This is a genomic window from Methylorubrum populi, from assembly GCA_036946625.1.
In the GTDB taxonomy this organism is placed as follows: Bacteria; Pseudomonadota; Alphaproteobacteria; order Rhizobiales; family Beijerinckiaceae; genus Methylobacterium; species Methylobacterium populi_C.
Window position 1 is genome coordinate 469796 of sequence record JAQIIU010000002.1, and the last position, 15076, is coordinate 484871.

The window sequence follows — 15076 nt, forward strand, 5'->3', positions numbered from 1 at the left end:
GCGTGGTGGTTGGCGGTGTCACCGAAAGTCGGTCGGGGCGAGGCCGTAGCGGGCGATCTTGTCGTAGAGGGTCTTGCGCGGCACGCTCAAGGATTCGGCGGCGAGCCGCACGTCGCCGCCGGCCATGATCAGCTCCTCGCGGATCAGGCCGCGCTCGAACCGCTCGACCTGCTCGGACAGGCTGAGCGCCGCCGTCGGCGCCGCCTCCGGTACGGCCTGGCCGGCGAGGCCCAGCGCGCAGCGCTCGGCGAAATGGTCGAGTTCGCGCACGTTGCCCGGCCAGGAATGGCGCAGGAGATGGTCGCGCACCGCCCCCGTCACCGGGGGCGCCGCGCGCCCGAACCGGGCGGCGGCCCGGGCGAGGAAGTGCTGGAACAGCAGCAAAATGTCCTCGCGCCGCTCCCGCAAGGGCGGGATCGCGACGGTGACGACGTTGAGCCGGTGGTAGAGGTCGTCGCGAAACGTGCCGGCGGCAGCCTCCTGGCCGAGATCGACCTTGGTGGCCGAGACCACCCGCATGTCGACCGGGCGCCGCTCGTTGGTGCCGAGCGGCTCCACCACCCGCTCCTGCAGCACCCGCAGCAGCTTCACCTGCAGCGCCAGCGGCATGCTCTCGATCTCGTCGAGGAACAGCGTGCCCCCTTGCGCGTGCTCGATGCGCCCGACCCGGCGCTTGAGCGCCCCGGTGAAGGCGCCGGCCTCGTGGCCGAACAGCTCGCTCTCGACCACGCTGTCGGGCAGCGCGCCGCAATTCATCGCGACGAAGTTCTTCGCGGCACGCCGGCTCCAGCGGTGAAGGGCGTTGGCCACCACCTCCTTGCCGGAGCCGGTCTCGCCGAGAACCAGCACGTCGACGTCCGCCGAGGCCACGTCGCGCACGAGGCGGCGCAGGCGCACGATCTGCGGCGAGATGCCGAGAAAGGCCGGATCTTCCTCGACCGCCGCATCGAGCCGGGCGTTGAGGCGGCGGTTCTCGACCACGAGGCGGCGATGGTCGAGGGCTCGGCGCACCGAGCCCATCAGCGCGTCGGCCGGATAGGGCTTGGCGAGGAAGTCGTAGGCGCCCGACCGCATCGCCGCGACCGCCATCGAGATGTCGCCGTGCCCGGTGATCAGGATCACCGGCAGGTCCGGGTCGGCGGCGCGGATGCGCTCGAACAGGGCGCGACCGTCGAGGCCGGGCAGGCGCACGTCGGTGACGACCACGCCCGGCGGCTCGGCCCGGATCGCCGCCAGCGCGGTTTCCGCCGCCTCGAAGGTCTCGACCCGGAAACCGTCGAGTTCGAGGCTCTGGCGGTTGGCCCGCCGCACGTCCTCCTCGTCGTCGATGAAGACGACCCGCTCGTCCGCCGGGCAGGGAACGGGGCAAGAAACGGGGCTCGGCTCGCTGCTCATGTCGCCTCCAAATGTCCCTCGCGTCCTTCCCGCACGTCCGCCCGCACCAGCTCGACCCGGAAGCTGGTGCCGTCCGGGCCGGAGCGCAGGTTCAGCGTCCCGCCGCATTCCTCGACGATGCCGCGGGAGATCGCCAGACCGAGCCCGAGGCCCTCGGATTTCGTGGTGAAGAACGGGTCGAACACCTGCGCCCGCACCGCCTCCGGAATGCCCGGTCCGTTGTCGGCGACCTCGACCGCGATCCGTTCGCCGGCCTCCTCGACCCGCAGGGCGACGGATGGGGCGGGCCGGCCGGAGACGGCGTCGAGGGCGTTCTGGAGCAGGTTGACGACGACCTGTTCGAGCCGCGCCCCGTCGCCGAGCACCGCGAGGTCGGCCGGGAGATCCGGCGTCTCCAGGGCGATGCCGGACTGCGCGGCGCGGGCGCCGACCACCTCCAGGCTGCCGCGAACGATGTCGGCGAGCCGCACCGGTTCGCGCCGGCCCGAGGCCCGGCGGGCGAAGCCCTTGAGCTGGCGCGTCAGCGTGCCGATGCGCTCGGTCAGCCGGCCGATGGCCGAGACGTTCTCCGCCGCGTCCTCGATCCGCCCGCGGCGCACGAGGATGGCGGTGTTGTCGGCATAAGACCGGATCGCGGCGAGCGGCTGGTTGATCTCGTGGGCCATGCTGGCGGCGAACTGCCCGAGCGCGGCCAGCCGCCCGGCCTGGGCCAGCTCGCGGCCGAGGCGCTCGCGCTCGGCCTCGGCACGGCGGCGCTCCTCGATCTCGGCGAGGAGCTTCCGGTTGGCCTCGCTCAGCGCGCTCGTGCGCTCGGCCACCCGCGCCTCCAATTCCTCGCGCCGCGCCGCGGCTTCGGCGAGGCGGGACCGCATCCGGCGGCGCCGGCCGATCAGCGTGGCGAGGCCGCCCCAGGCGAGCCCCGTCGCCAACAGGGCGATGACCCGCCCCTGCGCCCGCTCGCGCTGCACGGCGGCGGCGACCGGCGTGAGGGTGTGCAGCCGCCAGTCCGTGCCGGGAATCGGCGCATCCAGCATCAGCGCGAGCCAAGCGGGCTTGGCGCGACCGCCGACCCGCACGAGGTCGGCCTCGTCATCCGCGGAATGGATCGGCAGCAGCGAGAGCGGCGCCTCGCCGAATTCGAGCGCCTCGCGGATGCGCCGCCGCTCGGCCTCGTCGATGCCGCGCAGGGCCTTGAAGCGCCAGCCCGGCTCGCTCGCCACCAGGACGATGCCCCGGGAATCCGTGACGAACACGCTCTCGCGGCCCGCGCGCCATGCCGCCTCGATCGCGTCGAACTCGATCTTCACGACGACCACGCCGGCCGCGCGGGGCAGTTGGCGGGCGAGGTAGAAGCCCGGCCGGCCGCTCACCGTGCCGAGGGCGAATTGCGAGCCGGACCCCGCGGCCATCGCCTGCCTGAAATAGGGCCGGAAGCCGTAGTCGCGGCCGACGAAGCTCTTCTCCGTCCCGGCATTGCTCGCGGCGACCGTCACCCCGTCGGCGCCGATGACGTAGATCACCGCCGCGCCCGTCGCCTCGGCGATCTGGGCGAGCCGTCCGTTCACGCCTTCGACCAAGCCGGGCTCCGGCGCGGGTTCCACGACGCGGGCGATCTCGGGATCGGCGGCGAGCGCCAGCGGCAGCGAACTCTGCGTCTGCATCTCCGCACGCAGGGCCGCGACCTGGAGCCCGCGTGCGGACGTCGCCGTGCGCCGCAGGTCGACGAGCGCCCAGCGCTCCGCCACCCGCCCACCGAGCCAGCCGGACAGCACCAGCGCGGCGAGCCCCGCGAGCACGACGAAGGCGCGCCGGTAACGCTTGGAGGACAGGGCGGGCGTCACGATCACCCTCGGCCGCCCGGTGCGGAATTCCGGAACGGATCGGGGCCGTGCGTGCAGATCATCGCAACGGTCCCCGGAGGCCGCTCGCGAAAGAATGGTGAAATATCATTCATTTCAGGGATTTAACAAAAAGTTTCACGCCTGTTCCGGCTGGCATGCCGGTTGCCATTCTCATGGCGAAACGCAGCCATGATCCAACCGCAGAGCTGTGTGCCGCAAGGCCAAAAGCAAGAGCGGACGTCGCCCGGCCCTCCCCAGGGGCGGACGGAAGATCCGACCGATCCTTCACGCTCCGACAGGGAGAGACGCCCATGGCCGCCGTGCCGTCCCCGCTGACCGCGCCCCACGCGCCGCCCGCACCCAAGCCCTTCTATCGCACGCTCTACTTCCAGGTGCTGGTCGCCGTCGCCATCGGCATCACCCTCGGGCACTTCTACCCGAAGCTCGGCGCCGACATGAAGCCGCTCGGGGACGCCTTCATCAAGCTCGTCAAGATGATCATCGCCCCGGTGATCTTCCTCACCGTCGTCTCCGGCATCGCCGGCATGACGAACCTGGAGAAGGTCGGCCGCGTCGGCGGCAAGGCGCTCGCCTACTTCCTCACCTTCTCGACGCTGGCGCTGGTCGTCGGCCTCATCGTCGCCAACGTGCTCCAGCCCGGTCACGGCCTGCACATCGACCCGAACTCGCTCGATCCGAAGGCGGTCGCGACCTATGCCGGCAAGGCCAAGGAGCAGAACGTCGCCGACTTCCTGATGAACATCATCCCGACGACGGCCGTCGGCGCCTTCGCGGGCGGTGAGATCCTTCAGGTTCTGTTCTTCTCGGTGCTGTTCGGCTTCGGCCTCGCCTTCCTCGGCGAGCGCGGCAAGCCGGTGCTCGACATCATCAAGGTGATGTCCGAGGCGATCTTCGGCGTCGTCAACATCATCATGAAGGTCGCTCCCCTCGGCGCCTTCGGCGCGATGGCCTTCACCATCGGCAAGTACGGCATCTCCTCGCTCGCCAACCTCGCCTATCTCGTCGGCGCCTTCTACCTGACCTCGGCGATCTTCGTGCTCGGCGTGCTCGGTGCGGTCGCCCGCTACAACGGCTTCTCGATCGTCCGGCTCATCCGCTACATCAAGGAAGAGCTGATGCTCGTGCTCGGCACCTCGTCCTCCGAGTCGGCCCTGCCCTCGCTCATCGAGAAGATGGAGAAGGCCGGCTGCTCGCGCCCCGTGGTCGGCCTCGTCGTCCCCACCGGCTATTCGTTCAACCTCGACGGCACCAACATCTACATGACGATGGCGGCGCTCTTCATCGCGCAGGCCACCGACACCCCGATCACCTTCGGCGAGCAGGTTCTGCTGCTGCTGGTCGCCATGCTCTCCTCGAAGGGGGCGGCGGGCGTCACGGGTTCGGGCTTCATCACCCTGGCGGCGACGCTGGCGGTGGTTCCCTCGGTGCCGGTCGTCGGCATGGCGCTGATCCTCGGCATCGACCGCTTCATGTCGGAGTGCCGCGCGCTCACCAACTTCATCGGCAACGCCGTGGCCTGCATCGTGGTGGCCCGCTGGGAAGGCGAGGTCGACGAGGCCAAGCTCCACGCGACGCTCGGCGGCAAGACGACGGTCGCCGAGACGCCCGCCCCCGTCCTCCAGGCGGCGGAGTGAGGCAGCCCGCGGCAATGCCCGCTCGGGCGTTTTCCGCGGGACACAGCGATCCGGCCGGGGGCGCACCGTCCTGCGACCCCGGCCGGTATGGGAGCCGCGGCAGTCGAGCTCGGCTGCCGCGGTTTCTCGCTTTGCGGGGCGCGACGCGGCGCTTAACCTCGCCGCCTCGCGAGACCGATTCTGACGGGGGAAGCCGATGCTCAAGGGGCGCTGCCATTGCGGGGCGATCCGCTACGAGATGCCGTCGGAGGTGGCCCACAGCGCGATCTGCCACTGCTCGGATTGCCGCCGCCATGCCGGCGCGCCGATGGTCGGCTGGGCGATGGTGCCGGCCGAGCGCGTGACGATCTCCGGCGAGGCCGCGGTCTACGCCTCGTCCGAGCACGGCCGGCGCCACTTCTGCGCCCGCTGCGGCACCGGCCTGTTCTACGTCAACGAGCAGACCCTGCCGGGGATGATCGACGTGCAGACGGCCACCCTCGACACGCCGGAGGCGCTGCCGCCGCAGGCGCATATCCAGGTCGCCGAGCGCATCGCCTGGGTGGAGGAGGCGCACCGCCTGCCGAGCTTCGAGCGGTTCCCGCCGGTCTGATACGGTTTCCGCTTGATGAAAGCGGCAACCGTATCGGCAAGCCCGCGCGGCGCTTGAGCGAAGCCGACATCCGCCATCCCGAAGGGATCCATCGGATGTCGTATGACGCCGCTCAGAACGCCGACAGCCTTCGGCGCAGGCGTGCCAGGAAGCGCTCGCGCGTCCGGTCGGTTGCGCTGTCCATGCCGGTGAGCGCGATCCATTCGAGCCGGCAGCGCGGGCCGCAGAGCGGGCGGATGCCGAAGCGGAACAGGCGCCAGTCGGGCCAGCCGACGAGCCAGAGCAGCCAGCGCGGCGAACCGTAGGTCGTCACCACCGCGATCCTGCGGATGTTCGCGAGGCGCGGTTGCAGCACCTTCGCGCCACCGAGCGCGAAGGCGACGCCCGGCAGCCAGACCCGGTCGAACCAGCCCTTCAGCATCGCCGGCGGCCCGAACCACCATGTCGGGTAGACGAAGACCAGCGCCTCGGCCCGCCGCAGGGCGGCGATGTGGCCGGCGAGATCGGGCCGGTCCGCCGCCTCGTCGTAATAGGCGCCGCGCTCCCGCGCGCTCAGCCGCGGGTCGAAATCCTGGCCGTAGAGGTCGAGGATCTCGACTCCGTGGCCTGCTGCCTCCAGCGCCGAGACCGCCGCCGCGCGCAGGGCCGCGCTGAAGCTGTCGGGGCGCGGATGGCAATGGACCAGCAGGACGCGCATCGGGCGCTACCGGCCCGGCTCGGCCGCCCGCACCCGGTCGAGCAGCGCGGCTGCGGCGTAGCCGTCGGGCACGAGGCCGGTCGCCGCCTGGAAGGCGCGGATCGCGGTGCGGGTTTTGGGCCCGATCTTGCCGTCCGCGCCGCCGACCGCGTAGCCGAGGGCGGACAGCCGCGACTGGAGGTCGGTGCGCTCCTCGGTCGTGAGCATGCGGTCCCCCCGCGGCCAGTCCCGGGCGAAGCCGGGCGCGCCGCGCAGCCGGTCGGAGAGATGCGCCACGGTGAGCGCGTAGGCGAGCGCCGTGTTGTAGCGCAGGATCACCCGGAAGTTCGGCTCCAGCAGGAAGGCCGGCCCCTTGGCGCCGGCCGGCAGCAGCAGCGCGGCACGCCGCTCCGCGCCCTCGGGAAAGGCGCCGGCCGCCGGCTCGAGCCCGAGCCTGCGCCACTCCGAGAACGGCCGCTCGGTGGTCTCGTCGGCGAGACGGAGGTCGAAGCCTTCGGGCAGGAGCACTTCCACGCCCCAGCCCTCGTTCGCTCGCCAGCCGGAATCTTTCAGAAAATTCGCGGTCGAGGCGAGGGCGTCGGGCACCGAACGCCAGATGTCGCGCTTGCCGTCGCCGTCGAAATCGACGGCGTGGCGCAGGTAGGCGCTCGGCATGAACTGGGTGTGGCCCATGGCGCCGGCCCAGGAGCCGGTCATGCGCGCCCCATCGGCATCGCCGGCGCCGAGGATCGTCAGGGCCGCGACGAGCTCGTCGCGCCACAGGCCCGGACGGCCGCTGTCGCCGCAGGCCAGCGTCGCCAGCGCCGGGACCACAGGGCGGATGCCGGGACCGTCGAGGGCGGCGCCGTAATTCGATTCGACGCCCCAGAAGCCGACCAGCACGTGCCGGTCGACGCCGTAGGCCGCCTCGATCCGCCCCAGCACCTCGGACCATTCGGCGAGCTTGGCCTGGCCTGCCGCGATCCGCTCGGGCGTCACGCTCGCCTCGATGTACTGCCAGACCGGCTTGACGAACTCGGCCTGGGACCGGGTCGCCGGCACCACCGACGGGTCGGGCGCGATCCCCGACAGGGCCGCCTCGGCCACAGGCCGGGGCACGCCGCGCTCCTGCGCCAGGGCCTTCAGCTCGCCGAGGCAGCGCTCGAAGTCCGGCGGCGGCGGATCGGCCCGAGCCGGGCTGCCAAGAGCGAAGAGGACGAGAAGAAACGATTGGGCTGACGGCCGCATGGTGTGAGCCTTATCATCTCTCCGGCCGATCGCGAGGCCGGAAGCCCGGCTCAGCCGCCGAAGGCGCTCGCCCGCGCGAAGGCCGCCGCGAAGCCGGAGAGCGGGACGGTGATGACCGTGGGCTCCTTGGCGTCCGGCTTGGTCGCCGAGATCGTCAGGCTGGTCGCGGTCTTCATCGTATCGGTGGCGAGCGTCGGCAGGCTGATCGGCACGAGGCAGCCGTCGCTCACGCAGAACGAGAACGGCGCCCCCTTGCCGAGTTGCCGGTCGTCGAGCCTGAAGCTCACGCCCGGCTCGATCTGAAGGCCGAACGGCATCAGGATCAAGCCCTCGCTCTTCCCGTCCCGGGGCGGGCGCAACTCGACGCTGAACAGGCGCTTGCCGGTGCGCCGGTCCCCCTGCGACTGGGTGATGACGCAATCGGTGCGCGCCTCGGCGCGGTTGCAGTTCATGGTCCAGTCGCCGTAGCTCTCGCTGACGGAGGTGGCGCCGGCCGGCCACTGCGCCGGCCCGGAGGCGGCGGCCGCGGGTTCGAGCACCGGTCCGCCCGTGGCGGGGCTGGCCGTCTCCTTGGCCTCGTCCTTTTTCGCTTCCTCCTTCTTGGGCGCCGGCTTGCGCGGGCGCGGCTTCGGCTTGGCGGCCGGTTCCGCGGGGGCCGCCTCGGGCGCGGCCTCCTGTCCCGCGTCCTGTGCGAAGGCGGCGCCCGGCCATGCCAGGGCCATCGATCCGGCAAGCAGAAGCGCCGCGGCGGGCGCGATCCTGCGGGACAGAGGCGGCATGGTCGGGCTCCTGCGAGGTGTCGTCGGGGGCGCCTAGCCCCGCTCGCCGATGGATGCAATCGCGCGAAAGCCGCACTACACCGCAACGGCCGGGTTTCCGGTCAAGCCTGGAATCGTTCCACCACTCTCCGGGTTCACTGCCCGTGTATATGCGGGATTTCTAGGCAATCGGGGGCACCGGGACCGAGCATGAGCGACATCTACGATCACGCCCCGCGCGACGCGCGCGGCGCACCGCATCCGCTGTCGCAGTATCGCGGCAAGGTGCTTCTCGTGGTCAACACCGCCTCCAAATGCGGGTTCACGCCGCAATACCAGGGCTTGGAGACGCTGTGGCGGCGCCATCGCGGACAGGGCCTCGCGGTGCTCGGGCTGCCCTGCAACCAGTTCGGTGCCCAGGAGCCGGGCGATGCCGATGCGATCGAGCGGTTCTGCTCGCTGACCTACGACGTGACCTTCCCGGTCCTCGCCAAGGTCGAGGTCAACGGCCCGGGCGCCGACCCGCTCTACGTCGATCTGAAGCGGGCGAAGCCCGGCCTGCTCGGCACGCAGGGGATCAAGTGGAACTTCACCAAGTTCCTGATCGGCCGGGACGGAAGGGTGATCGCCCGGTTCTCGCCCTCGACCAAGCCCGCGGCGCTGGAAGGCGCGATCGAGCGGGCGCTGGCGGCGCCGGGCGGGTAGGACCAGCCGGCGCTGATCCCGACGCAACGCCGGTCGCCCGCGGGACGCAGGGAAGCCGACCATCGGTCGGCTTCCCTGCAGCTTGGCATAACTCTACCGCCCCGCCCGCGCCGCCGGCCCCGGATCGATCGCCGGCAACTCCCCGGGGGGCAGGCCCGGAGCCGCCGCGGAGGCCTGCGGCGCGTCGAGGCCGCGGGCACGGTTGGCGAGCGCCACGGTCAGCTTCTCGGCCGGCTCCGAGCCCATCAGCGCCAGCACCTCGGCCATCTTGCGCGGGTTCATCGCCATCACGATCGGCACCAGCGTGTCGAGGCTGAGCCGGTCGAACACCCGGGCCGCGTCCTTCGGCTTCATCGTCTCGTACATGGTGACGATGGTCTTCAGGCCGGCCCGCTCGGCCTCGATCCGCCGGGCGCTGCCGAGATCGGCCTTGTCCTCGGCGTCCTTCAGGCCGGCCACGCCGGATTCGAGCTTGCGCTCGGCGTCCTTGAGCATTTGCTCGCGCAGGTCGAGTTCCTCGCCGCGCTGCTTGAGGGTATCGCGGCGGGCGGCGAGCTTTTCCAGGATCGCCCGCTCGCTCTCCGAGACCGGTTCCGGCACCGGCGGCTGGTACACCGGCGGCGGGGCGGGCTCGGCCTTCTTGGGGGGCGCCGAGACGGAGCCGGTCGTGGTCGGGTCGGTCGGCTCGTAGTTGGTGCGGGCTTTCGCCAGGACGCGGGCGAAGTCGGGCAACGGAGCGCCGGGGGCGACCGGCGCCTCCCCTCCCATCAGCGCGGTAAGCTTGAGCACGAGAAGCCCGATCGCCGCCAGGGTCACGGCGTCGATCAGGCGCAGCCGGAAGGGGCGCGCCGGAAGGCTCGCGAGGCGTGCGAGTCGGCGCGTCGGCAGGCTCATGCGGCCCTGGCCCGGAGACGGTCGAGGGCGCGTTCGGACAGGGCCTGCGCGGCGGCGAGCGCCGCGCCGACGCGCTCGCCGTTGCCGCCGGTGGGAGGAAGCACCTCGACGACGCCCGGGCGAGCGGCCGGCGCGGCGGCAGGAGCCTGCGCGGGGGCGGGCGCCGTGGCGGCGGCCCGCGCTTGGCCGACGATGGAGGCGATCCGGCTCAGCACGCTCTCGCCCGCCTGGACGTGGGCCGCGAGGTCGGCGGCATAGCGCTCGGCGGTGCCGAGGCGCTCGGCCAGCGTCCGGTCGCACTCGTCGAGGGTGGCGCGAAGCCCGGCGATGGCGCGCTCGGCGGTGGCGCTCGCCACCACGAGGTCGCCGATGGTCGAGCGCAGGGCCGCCTCGTCCGCCTTGAGCCGGCTGATGCGCCGCGACAGCTTCACCGAGGAGGCGATGGTGGCGACCAGGAGCACGGCGACGAGAACGTCGGCGGCCATCGAGACGAAGAAGGTCATCGCGTTCACCCTAGGGCGCTCTTACGCCGAAATGGCCACCGGTCCGGCGTCGAAGAGCGCGTTGAAGCAGGAGCCTCGACCCGCTCACCCGTCGTTGCGGTTCTGCATCGAGATTTCGTAGGCCTGCAGCGTTGTGCGGGACTGCCGCAGCGGCCGGGCGACCTGCACCGCGATGGCGTCGTCGATCCGGCCGATGCGCCCCTGCGTCAGCGCCCAGTCGCCGCAGCGGACCGTGATGAGGTCGTTCGGTTTGCGGTCGAACATCAGCGTGTCGCCGACCTTGAGATTGAGCACGCGCTTCAAGGGCAGCGTCACCTCGTGCAGCACCGCCTCCATCTCGACGTCGGCCTGCCAGATCTCGGTGGCGAGGTGGCTCTCCCAGACCTGATCGCGCCCGAGCCGCTCGCCCATGAAGCTCTGCATCAGCAGGTCGCGGATCGGCTCGATCGTGGCGTAGGGGAACAGGATCTGCATCCCGCCGCCGCGCCCGTCCATGTCGAGCTTCAGCGTGATCAGGATGGCGGCGTTGCCGGGCCGGGTGATCGTGGCGAAGCGCGGGTTGGTCTCGATGCGGTCGATGCCGAAGCGCACCGGCGAGAGCGGTTGGAACGACAGTTCGAGGTCGGTGAGGATGATCTCGACGAGGCGGCGCACGAGGCTCATCTCGATCGTCGTGAACGGACGCCCGTCGAGGCGGCTCGACGAGCCGCCGCGCTTGCCCCCGAGCAGGAGGTCCATGGTCGAGTAGGCCAGCGTCTGCTCGACGGTGACGAGGCCGGAGCCCTCCCAGGAATCCGCCTTGAACACGCCGAGCAGCGTCGGCAGGGGGATCGCGTTGAGGTAGTCGCCGAACCGGACCGAGGTGATGTTGTCGAGGGTCACCTCGACGTTGTCCTGGAAGAAGTTGCGCAAGCTGGTCGACAGCAGCCGGATCATCCGGTCGAAGACGATCTCCAGCATCGGCAGGCGTTCGTACTGGACGACGCCCGAATCGACGATGGCGCGCACGCCCCCCGCCCCGGAGGCGGAGAGTTCGCGCAGCGAGAAGCCGAGGACGCCGTCGATCTCGTCCTGGTTCAGGATGCGGTCGTTGCCGGCGAGTTCGGGGAGGTTCTCGGTCTCCCCGTCCTCGATCATCGTCGCCCACTCGGCGGCGACGTCGCCCGCGCTCTTGGTCGTGCCCTGCTCGGCGAGCGCCGCGCCCCACTCCTCGGCGAGCGAGGCGTCGCCGCCGCCCTCGCCGCCCTGCTCGGCGAAGGCGGCCGCCCAATCGTCCTCCAGTTCGTCCTCGGGTCCGGTCATTCGTGTCGCGCCGCTCGCGATGTCAGGGATGGAAGGATGATTCGGAAAAAGGGGGTCGTGCCGCTCACTGGATGAGGACGTCCTTGAACAGCACGGCCTCGGCCTTGGCCGGGTGGATCGCGATGTTGACCCGCCGCAGCAGTTCCTCGCGCAGGCGGTACAGGCCGGCGGACCCGGCGAGGTCGCTGGCGCGCAATTCGCGCATGTAGGTCTGGAAGGCGTCCTCCACCCGCGGCATCAGCGGCTTCACCGTGGCCTCGACCTTGGCGTCCTTCAGTTCGAGCGCGATGCGCAGCTTGAGGATGTTGGCCTTGGTCGCACCCGGATCGGGGCTGAGGTTCACCATCATGTCGCGCACGTCGAGGAACACGGCTTGCGCCTTCGGATCGGCCTTCTCCGCGCCGTGCTCGCCCTGGGCGTCGGCATGCGCCGCCCGGCTCTTCATGAAGAAGAAGCCGCCGCCCCCGCCGAGCAGCAGGATCGCGGCGGCCGCGATGACGATGAGCTTCTTCCTGGACTTCGGCGCCTCCGTCGCGCCCTCCTCGCCCTCGGCCTCGGATACCTTCTTCGGCTTCTTGGCCATGGTCTGCTCGTCGAAGGATCGGTTCGGGCCGGGGCGGGCACGCGCGGGAGCGGGAATCCCCTCCGCTGACGTTCTCGGCCGACGTGGTTAACCCTCGGTTAAGCCGGCAGAACTTGCCGGGTCGGACTTGCCGCCGACCCCGGACGGGCCGAGTTCGCCGCCCCGGTGGATTTGGGTCAAGTCACTGGATATCAAAGTAAAAGTTCAAAACAGAGGATTGGCACGGGCCCTGCGGTGTCTGGCGCGAAACCGTCGCCATCCGAGGCACCCCATGCAGAACGCGCTCTTCGTCGGAGTTTCCGCCCAGGCCGCCCTGACGCGCGAACTCGACGTCATCGCCAACAACATGGCCAACGTCTCGACCACCGGCTTCAAGGCGCGCTCGGCCCGCTTCCAGGAATACCTGATGCCGGTGGCCTCCGCCGACAGCTTCCAGCGGACCGACCGGCGCGTCTCCTACGTCATCGACAACGGCACCCCGCTCGACCTCACGCAGGGGCCGGTGGAGCCCGACGGCAACCCGATGCACGTGGCGCTGCGCGGCGACGCCTTCCTCGCCGTCCAGACGCCGCAGGGGGTGCGCTACACCCGCAACGGCGCCTTCGAACTCAACGCACAGGGCAACCTCGTCACCTCGGACGGCTACGCGGTGCAGGGCGACGGCGGCCCGATCGCCATCGGCCAGCAGGAGACGGGCCTCGCCATCGCCCCCGACGGCACGGTCTCGACCAATCTCGGCATCCGCGGACGGCTGCGGCTCGTCACCTTCGCGGCTCCCCAGGCGCTGAAGTCCGAGGGCGCCAACCTGTTCTCGTCCGAGGCGCCCGCCCGGCCCGCCGGCCCCGGCGCGCATCTGGAGCCCAACGCGTTGGAGCGCTCCAACGTGAAGCCGGTGGTCGAGATGACCCGGCTGATGGACGTGAACCGCACCTACACGATGGTCTCGAGCGTGATCTCGCGCCTCGACGACCTGCGCGGCACGGCGATCCGCCGTCTCGCCGACGTCGCCTGATCGCCTGGGAGGTCGAATCCGATGCGCGCCCTCTACGCCGCCGCCACCGGCATGGCGGCCCAGGAACTCAACGTCCAGGTCATCTCGAACAACATCGCCAACCTGCGCACCACCGGCTACAAGCGCCAGCAGGTGCATTTCCAGGATCTGCTCTACCAGAACCTGCGCCGCTCCGGCTCCTCGACCTCGGACCAGAACACCGTTCTCCCCGCGGGCCTCGCCCTGGGTTCGGGCGTGAAGACCACCTCGACGGCCCGCGCCATGACGCAGGGGCCGCTGGCGCAGACGGATAAGGATTACGACGTCGCGATCCGCGGCGAGGGCCTCTTCCGCGTCCGCCTCCCCGACGGCCGCACGGCCTATAGCCGCGACGGCTCGTTCGACCTCGACGCACAGGGCCAGTTCGTGACCCGCGACGGCTACCTGCTCGATCCCGGCGTGACGGTCCCCAACACCGCGACCTCGGTGACGATCTCGGCCACCGGCGCGGTGCAGGCGACCCTGCCGGGCCAGACGGCGCCGCAGGCGCTCGGACAGTTCCAGCTCGCCCGCTTCGTCAACAAGGTCGGCCTCGAATCGATCGGCGACAACCTGTTCGTGGAGACCGCGGCTTCGGGCCCCGCCATCACCGGACTGCCGGGCGCCGAGGGCTTCGGCAACCTCCAGCAGAACTACCTCGAAGAGGCCAACGTCAACGCGGTCACCGAGATCTCCTCGCTGATCGCGGCCCAGCGCGCCTACGAGATGAACTCCAAGGTCGTCACCGCCGCCGACCAGATGCTCTCCACCACCTCGCAGATGTTCCGCGGCTAAAAGACACGCGCCATGACCCACGCCCTCAGGCCGATCCGCCGTACCGCGCCGCCCGCCGTCACCCCGCTCTCCCGCGGCGTGGTCGGCCGAACCGTGTTCGCGCTCGCCGCCTTCATGGCGATGACCCTGTTCGCCCTGCCGCTGATGGCCGCCGGCACTCCGCTGCGCCTGCGCGGCGACGTCACCGCGCGGGGCGACACCCTGAGCCTCGGCGACCTCGTCGAGGGCGTGCCCGCCGACCTTGCGGCCCGGCCGCTGTTCCGCGCGCCGGCTCTCGGCGCGATCGGCACGATCCAGGCCCGCCGCATCGTCGAGGCGGTGATCGCCCTCGGCCTGACCGGCATCGAGACCGGCGGGCGCGTTCAGGTGACGGTGCAGCGCGCCGCCCGCCGGGTCGGGCCGCCGGAGATCGAGGCGGCCCTGCGGCGCGCCCTGGAGACCGGCTACGGCCTCGACGCGAAGGCGCTGTCGGTCCGGCTCGACGGCGATGCCCCGGTGCTGCTGGCGCCGCTCGACCTCGACGGGCAGGCGGCGGCGGTCGACGTGACCTACGATCCCCGCACCCGCCGCGTCGCCGGCCTGATCGTGCTGGGCGAGCGGCAGGCCTCGCTCCGGGTCGCCGGCGTCGCGGTGGAGACCCGCGAGGTGGCGGTGCTGACCCGCAGCCTCGCCCGCGGCGAGGCGGTCGCCGGCGCCGATCTCACCCTCGAGCGCCGGCCGCGCGACGCCGTGCCCCCCGACGTGGAGGGCGCGCCGAGCCTGGTCGCGGGCCAGGTGGCGCAGCGCCCGTTGAGTGCCGGCTCGGTCCTGCGCTCGGGCGACGTGGCGCTGCCCGATCTCGTCGCCCGCGGCGAGAGCGTGGCCATCGTATTCGAGACGCCCGGCGTGTCGCTGTCGCTGCGCGGCACCGCCAACGAGGGCGGCCGGCTCGGCGCCAGCGTCTCGGTGACGAACGGCGCCTCGAAGAAGGTGCTCCAGGCGGTGGTGATCGGACCGGGCCGCGTCTCGGTCAGCCCCGCCCGGCAGCCGCAAGCCGTGCTCCAGGCCAGCGCCGCCCCGTGAGCTGCCCCTTCCACCGCTTCCCCTTCCCGCCAGCGCC

15 protein-coding genes are annotated in these 15076 nt (G+C 71.4%); 6 read left to right on the forward strand and 9 right to left on the reverse strand.

Annotated features, from left to right (window positions below):
• Positions 1-18: 18 nt before the first annotated feature.
• Positions 19-1395, reverse strand: coding sequence for a sigma-54 dependent transcriptional regulator (locus PGN25_03950; protein MEH3116763.1), 1377 nt, complete (start codon positions 1393-1395; stop codon positions 19-21).
• Positions 1392-3242: an ATP-binding protein gene (locus PGN25_03955; protein ID MEH3116764.1), complete on the reverse strand. Its 1851-nt coding sequence runs from the start codon at positions 3240-3242 to the stop codon at positions 1392-1394. Before PGN25_03955 ends, PGN25_03950 begins: the two co-directional genes overlap by 4 nt.
• A 305-nt stretch (positions 3243-3547) precedes the next feature.
• On the opposite strand from PGN25_03955, the gene PGN25_03960 reads away from it, so the two are divergent.
• The gene (locus PGN25_03960; GenBank protein ID MEH3116765.1) at positions 3548-4891 is read left to right on the forward strand and encodes a dicarboxylate/amino acid:cation symporter; all 1344 of its coding nucleotides are present in this window, start codon (positions 3548-3550) and stop codon (positions 4889-4891) included.
• A 196-nt stretch (positions 4892-5087) separates the two neighbouring features.
• Positions 5088-5483, forward strand: a complete 396-nt coding sequence (locus PGN25_03965) for a GFA family protein (protein ID MEH3116766.1) — start codon at positions 5088-5090, stop codon at positions 5481-5483.
• 112 nt (positions 5484-5595) lie between these two features.
• Here PGN25_03965 and PGN25_03970 read toward each other — a convergent pair whose 3' ends face one another.
• Genes PGN25_03970 through PGN25_03980 form a run of 3 tightly spaced genes read right to left on the reverse strand, consistent with a single transcriptional unit; the run spans position 5596 to position 8186 of the window.
• Complete coding sequence (locus PGN25_03970) at positions 5596-6180, reverse strand: NAD(P)H-dependent oxidoreductase (protein ID MEH3116767.1); 585 nt, start codon at positions 6178-6180, stop codon at positions 5596-5598.
• Positions 6181-6186: 6 nt separating this feature from the next.
• The gene (locus PGN25_03975) at positions 6187-7407 is read right to left on the reverse strand and encodes a lytic murein transglycosylase (protein MEH3116768.1); all 1221 of its coding nucleotides are present in this window, start codon (positions 7405-7407) and stop codon (positions 6187-6189) included.
• A 50-nt stretch (positions 7408-7457) separates the two neighbouring features.
• Complete coding sequence (locus PGN25_03980; protein ID MEH3116769.1) at positions 7458-8186, reverse strand: invasion associated locus B family protein; 729 nt, start codon at positions 8184-8186, stop codon at positions 7458-7460.
• Positions 8187-8375: 189 nt separating this feature from the next.
• Between PGN25_03980 and PGN25_03985 the strand changes: the two genes are divergently transcribed.
• Positions 8376-8870 (forward strand): glutathione peroxidase, encoded by a 495-nt coding sequence (locus PGN25_03985; protein ID MEH3116770.1) that lies wholly within the window; start codon positions 8376-8378, stop codon positions 8868-8870.
• A gap of 93 nt (positions 8871-8963) precedes the next feature.
• Here PGN25_03985 and PGN25_03990 read toward each other — a convergent pair whose 3' ends face one another.
• From PGN25_03990 to fliL, 4 genes are all read right to left on the reverse strand, one after another.
• Complete coding sequence (locus PGN25_03990) at positions 8964-9764, reverse strand: hypothetical protein (protein MEH3116771.1); 801 nt, start codon at positions 9762-9764, stop codon at positions 8964-8966.
• Positions 9761-10267 (reverse strand): DUF6468 domain-containing protein, encoded by a 507-nt coding sequence (locus tag PGN25_03995; protein ID MEH3116772.1) that lies wholly within the window; start codon positions 10265-10267, stop codon positions 9761-9763. Before PGN25_03995 ends, PGN25_03990 begins: the two co-directional genes overlap by 4 nt.
• A gap of 84 nt (positions 10268-10351) precedes the next feature.
• Entirely contained in the window at positions 10352-11569 is a 1218-nt protein-coding gene (gene fliM, locus PGN25_04000; protein MEH3116773.1) for a flagellar motor switch protein FliM, read from the reverse strand.
• 64 nt (positions 11570-11633) lie between these two features.
• Positions 11634-12152, reverse strand: coding sequence for a flagellar basal body-associated protein FliL (fliL, locus tag PGN25_04005; GenBank protein ID MEH3116774.1), 519 nt, complete (start codon positions 12150-12152; stop codon positions 11634-11636).
• 271 nt (positions 12153-12423) lie between these two features.
• On the opposite strand from fliL, the gene flgF reads away from it, so the two are divergent.
• From flgF to flgA, 3 genes are read left to right on the forward strand one after another with little or no spacing between them, the layout of a single operon-like run.
• Positions 12424-13164: a flagellar basal-body rod protein FlgF gene (gene flgF, locus PGN25_04010; GenBank protein ID MEH3116775.1), complete on the forward strand. Its 741-nt coding sequence runs from the start codon at positions 12424-12426 to the stop codon at positions 13162-13164.
• 21 nt (positions 13165-13185) lie between these two features.
• Positions 13186-13977 (forward strand): flagellar basal-body rod protein FlgG, encoded by a 792-nt coding sequence (flgG, locus tag PGN25_04015; protein MEH3116776.1) that lies wholly within the window; start codon positions 13186-13188, stop codon positions 13975-13977.
• A gap of 12 nt (positions 13978-13989) precedes the next feature.
• Positions 13990-15039: a flagellar basal body P-ring formation chaperone FlgA gene (gene flgA, locus PGN25_04020; GenBank protein MEH3116777.1), complete on the forward strand. Its 1050-nt coding sequence runs from the start codon at positions 13990-13992 to the stop codon at positions 15037-15039.
• The last annotated feature ends 37 nt before the right edge of the window (positions 15040-15076 follow it).

What these genes read in the sequence shown, in the direction of transcription:
- PGN25_03950 (MEH3116763.1), bottom strand. Translation starts at nt 1,395, where the DNA reads ATGAGCAGCGAGCCGAGCCCCGTTTCTTGCCCCGTTCCCTGCCCGGCG.
- PGN25_03960 (MEH3116765.1), top strand. Translation starts at nt 3,548, where the DNA reads ATGGCCGCCGTGCCGTCCCCGCTGACCGCGCCCCACGCGCCGCCCGCA.
- PGN25_03965 (MEH3116766.1), top strand. Translation starts at nt 5,088, where the DNA reads ATGCTCAAGGGGCGCTGCCATTGCGGGGCGATCCGCTACGAGATGCCG.
- PGN25_03970 (MEH3116767.1), bottom strand. Translation starts at nt 6,180, where the DNA reads ATGCGCGTCCTGCTGGTCCATTGCCATCCGCGCCCCGACAGCTTCAGC.
- PGN25_03975 (MEH3116768.1), bottom strand. Translation starts at nt 7,407, where the DNA reads ATGCGGCCGTCAGCCCAATCGTTTCTTCTCGTCCTCTTCGCTCTTGGC.
- PGN25_03980 (MEH3116769.1), bottom strand. Translation starts at nt 8,186, where the DNA reads ATGCCGCCTCTGTCCCGCAGGATCGCGCCCGCCGCGGCGCTTCTGCTT.
- PGN25_03985 (MEH3116770.1), top strand. Translation starts at nt 8,376, where the DNA reads ATGAGCGACATCTACGATCACGCCCCGCGCGACGCGCGCGGCGCACCG.
- PGN25_03990 (MEH3116771.1), bottom strand. Translation starts at nt 9,764, where the DNA reads ATGAGCCTGCCGACGCGCCGACTCGCACGCCTCGCGAGCCTTCCGGCG.
- PGN25_03995 (MEH3116772.1), bottom strand. Translation starts at nt 10,267, where the DNA reads ATGACCTTCTTCGTCTCGATGGCCGCCGACGTTCTCGTCGCCGTGCTC.
- fliM (MEH3116773.1), bottom strand. Translation starts at nt 11,569, where the DNA reads ATGACCGGACCCGAGGACGAACTGGAGGACGATTGGGCGGCCGCCTTC.
- fliL (MEH3116774.1), bottom strand. Translation starts at nt 12,152, where the DNA reads ATGGCCAAGAAGCCGAAGAAGGTATCCGAGGCCGAGGGCGAGGAGGGC.
- flgF (MEH3116775.1), top strand. Translation starts at nt 12,424, where the DNA reads ATGCAGAACGCGCTCTTCGTCGGAGTTTCCGCCCAGGCCGCCCTGACG.
- flgG (MEH3116776.1), top strand. Translation starts at nt 13,186, where the DNA reads ATGCGCGCCCTCTACGCCGCCGCCACCGGCATGGCGGCCCAGGAACTC.
- flgA (MEH3116777.1), top strand. Translation starts at nt 13,990, where the DNA reads ATGACCCACGCCCTCAGGCCGATCCGCCGTACCGCGCCGCCCGCCGTC.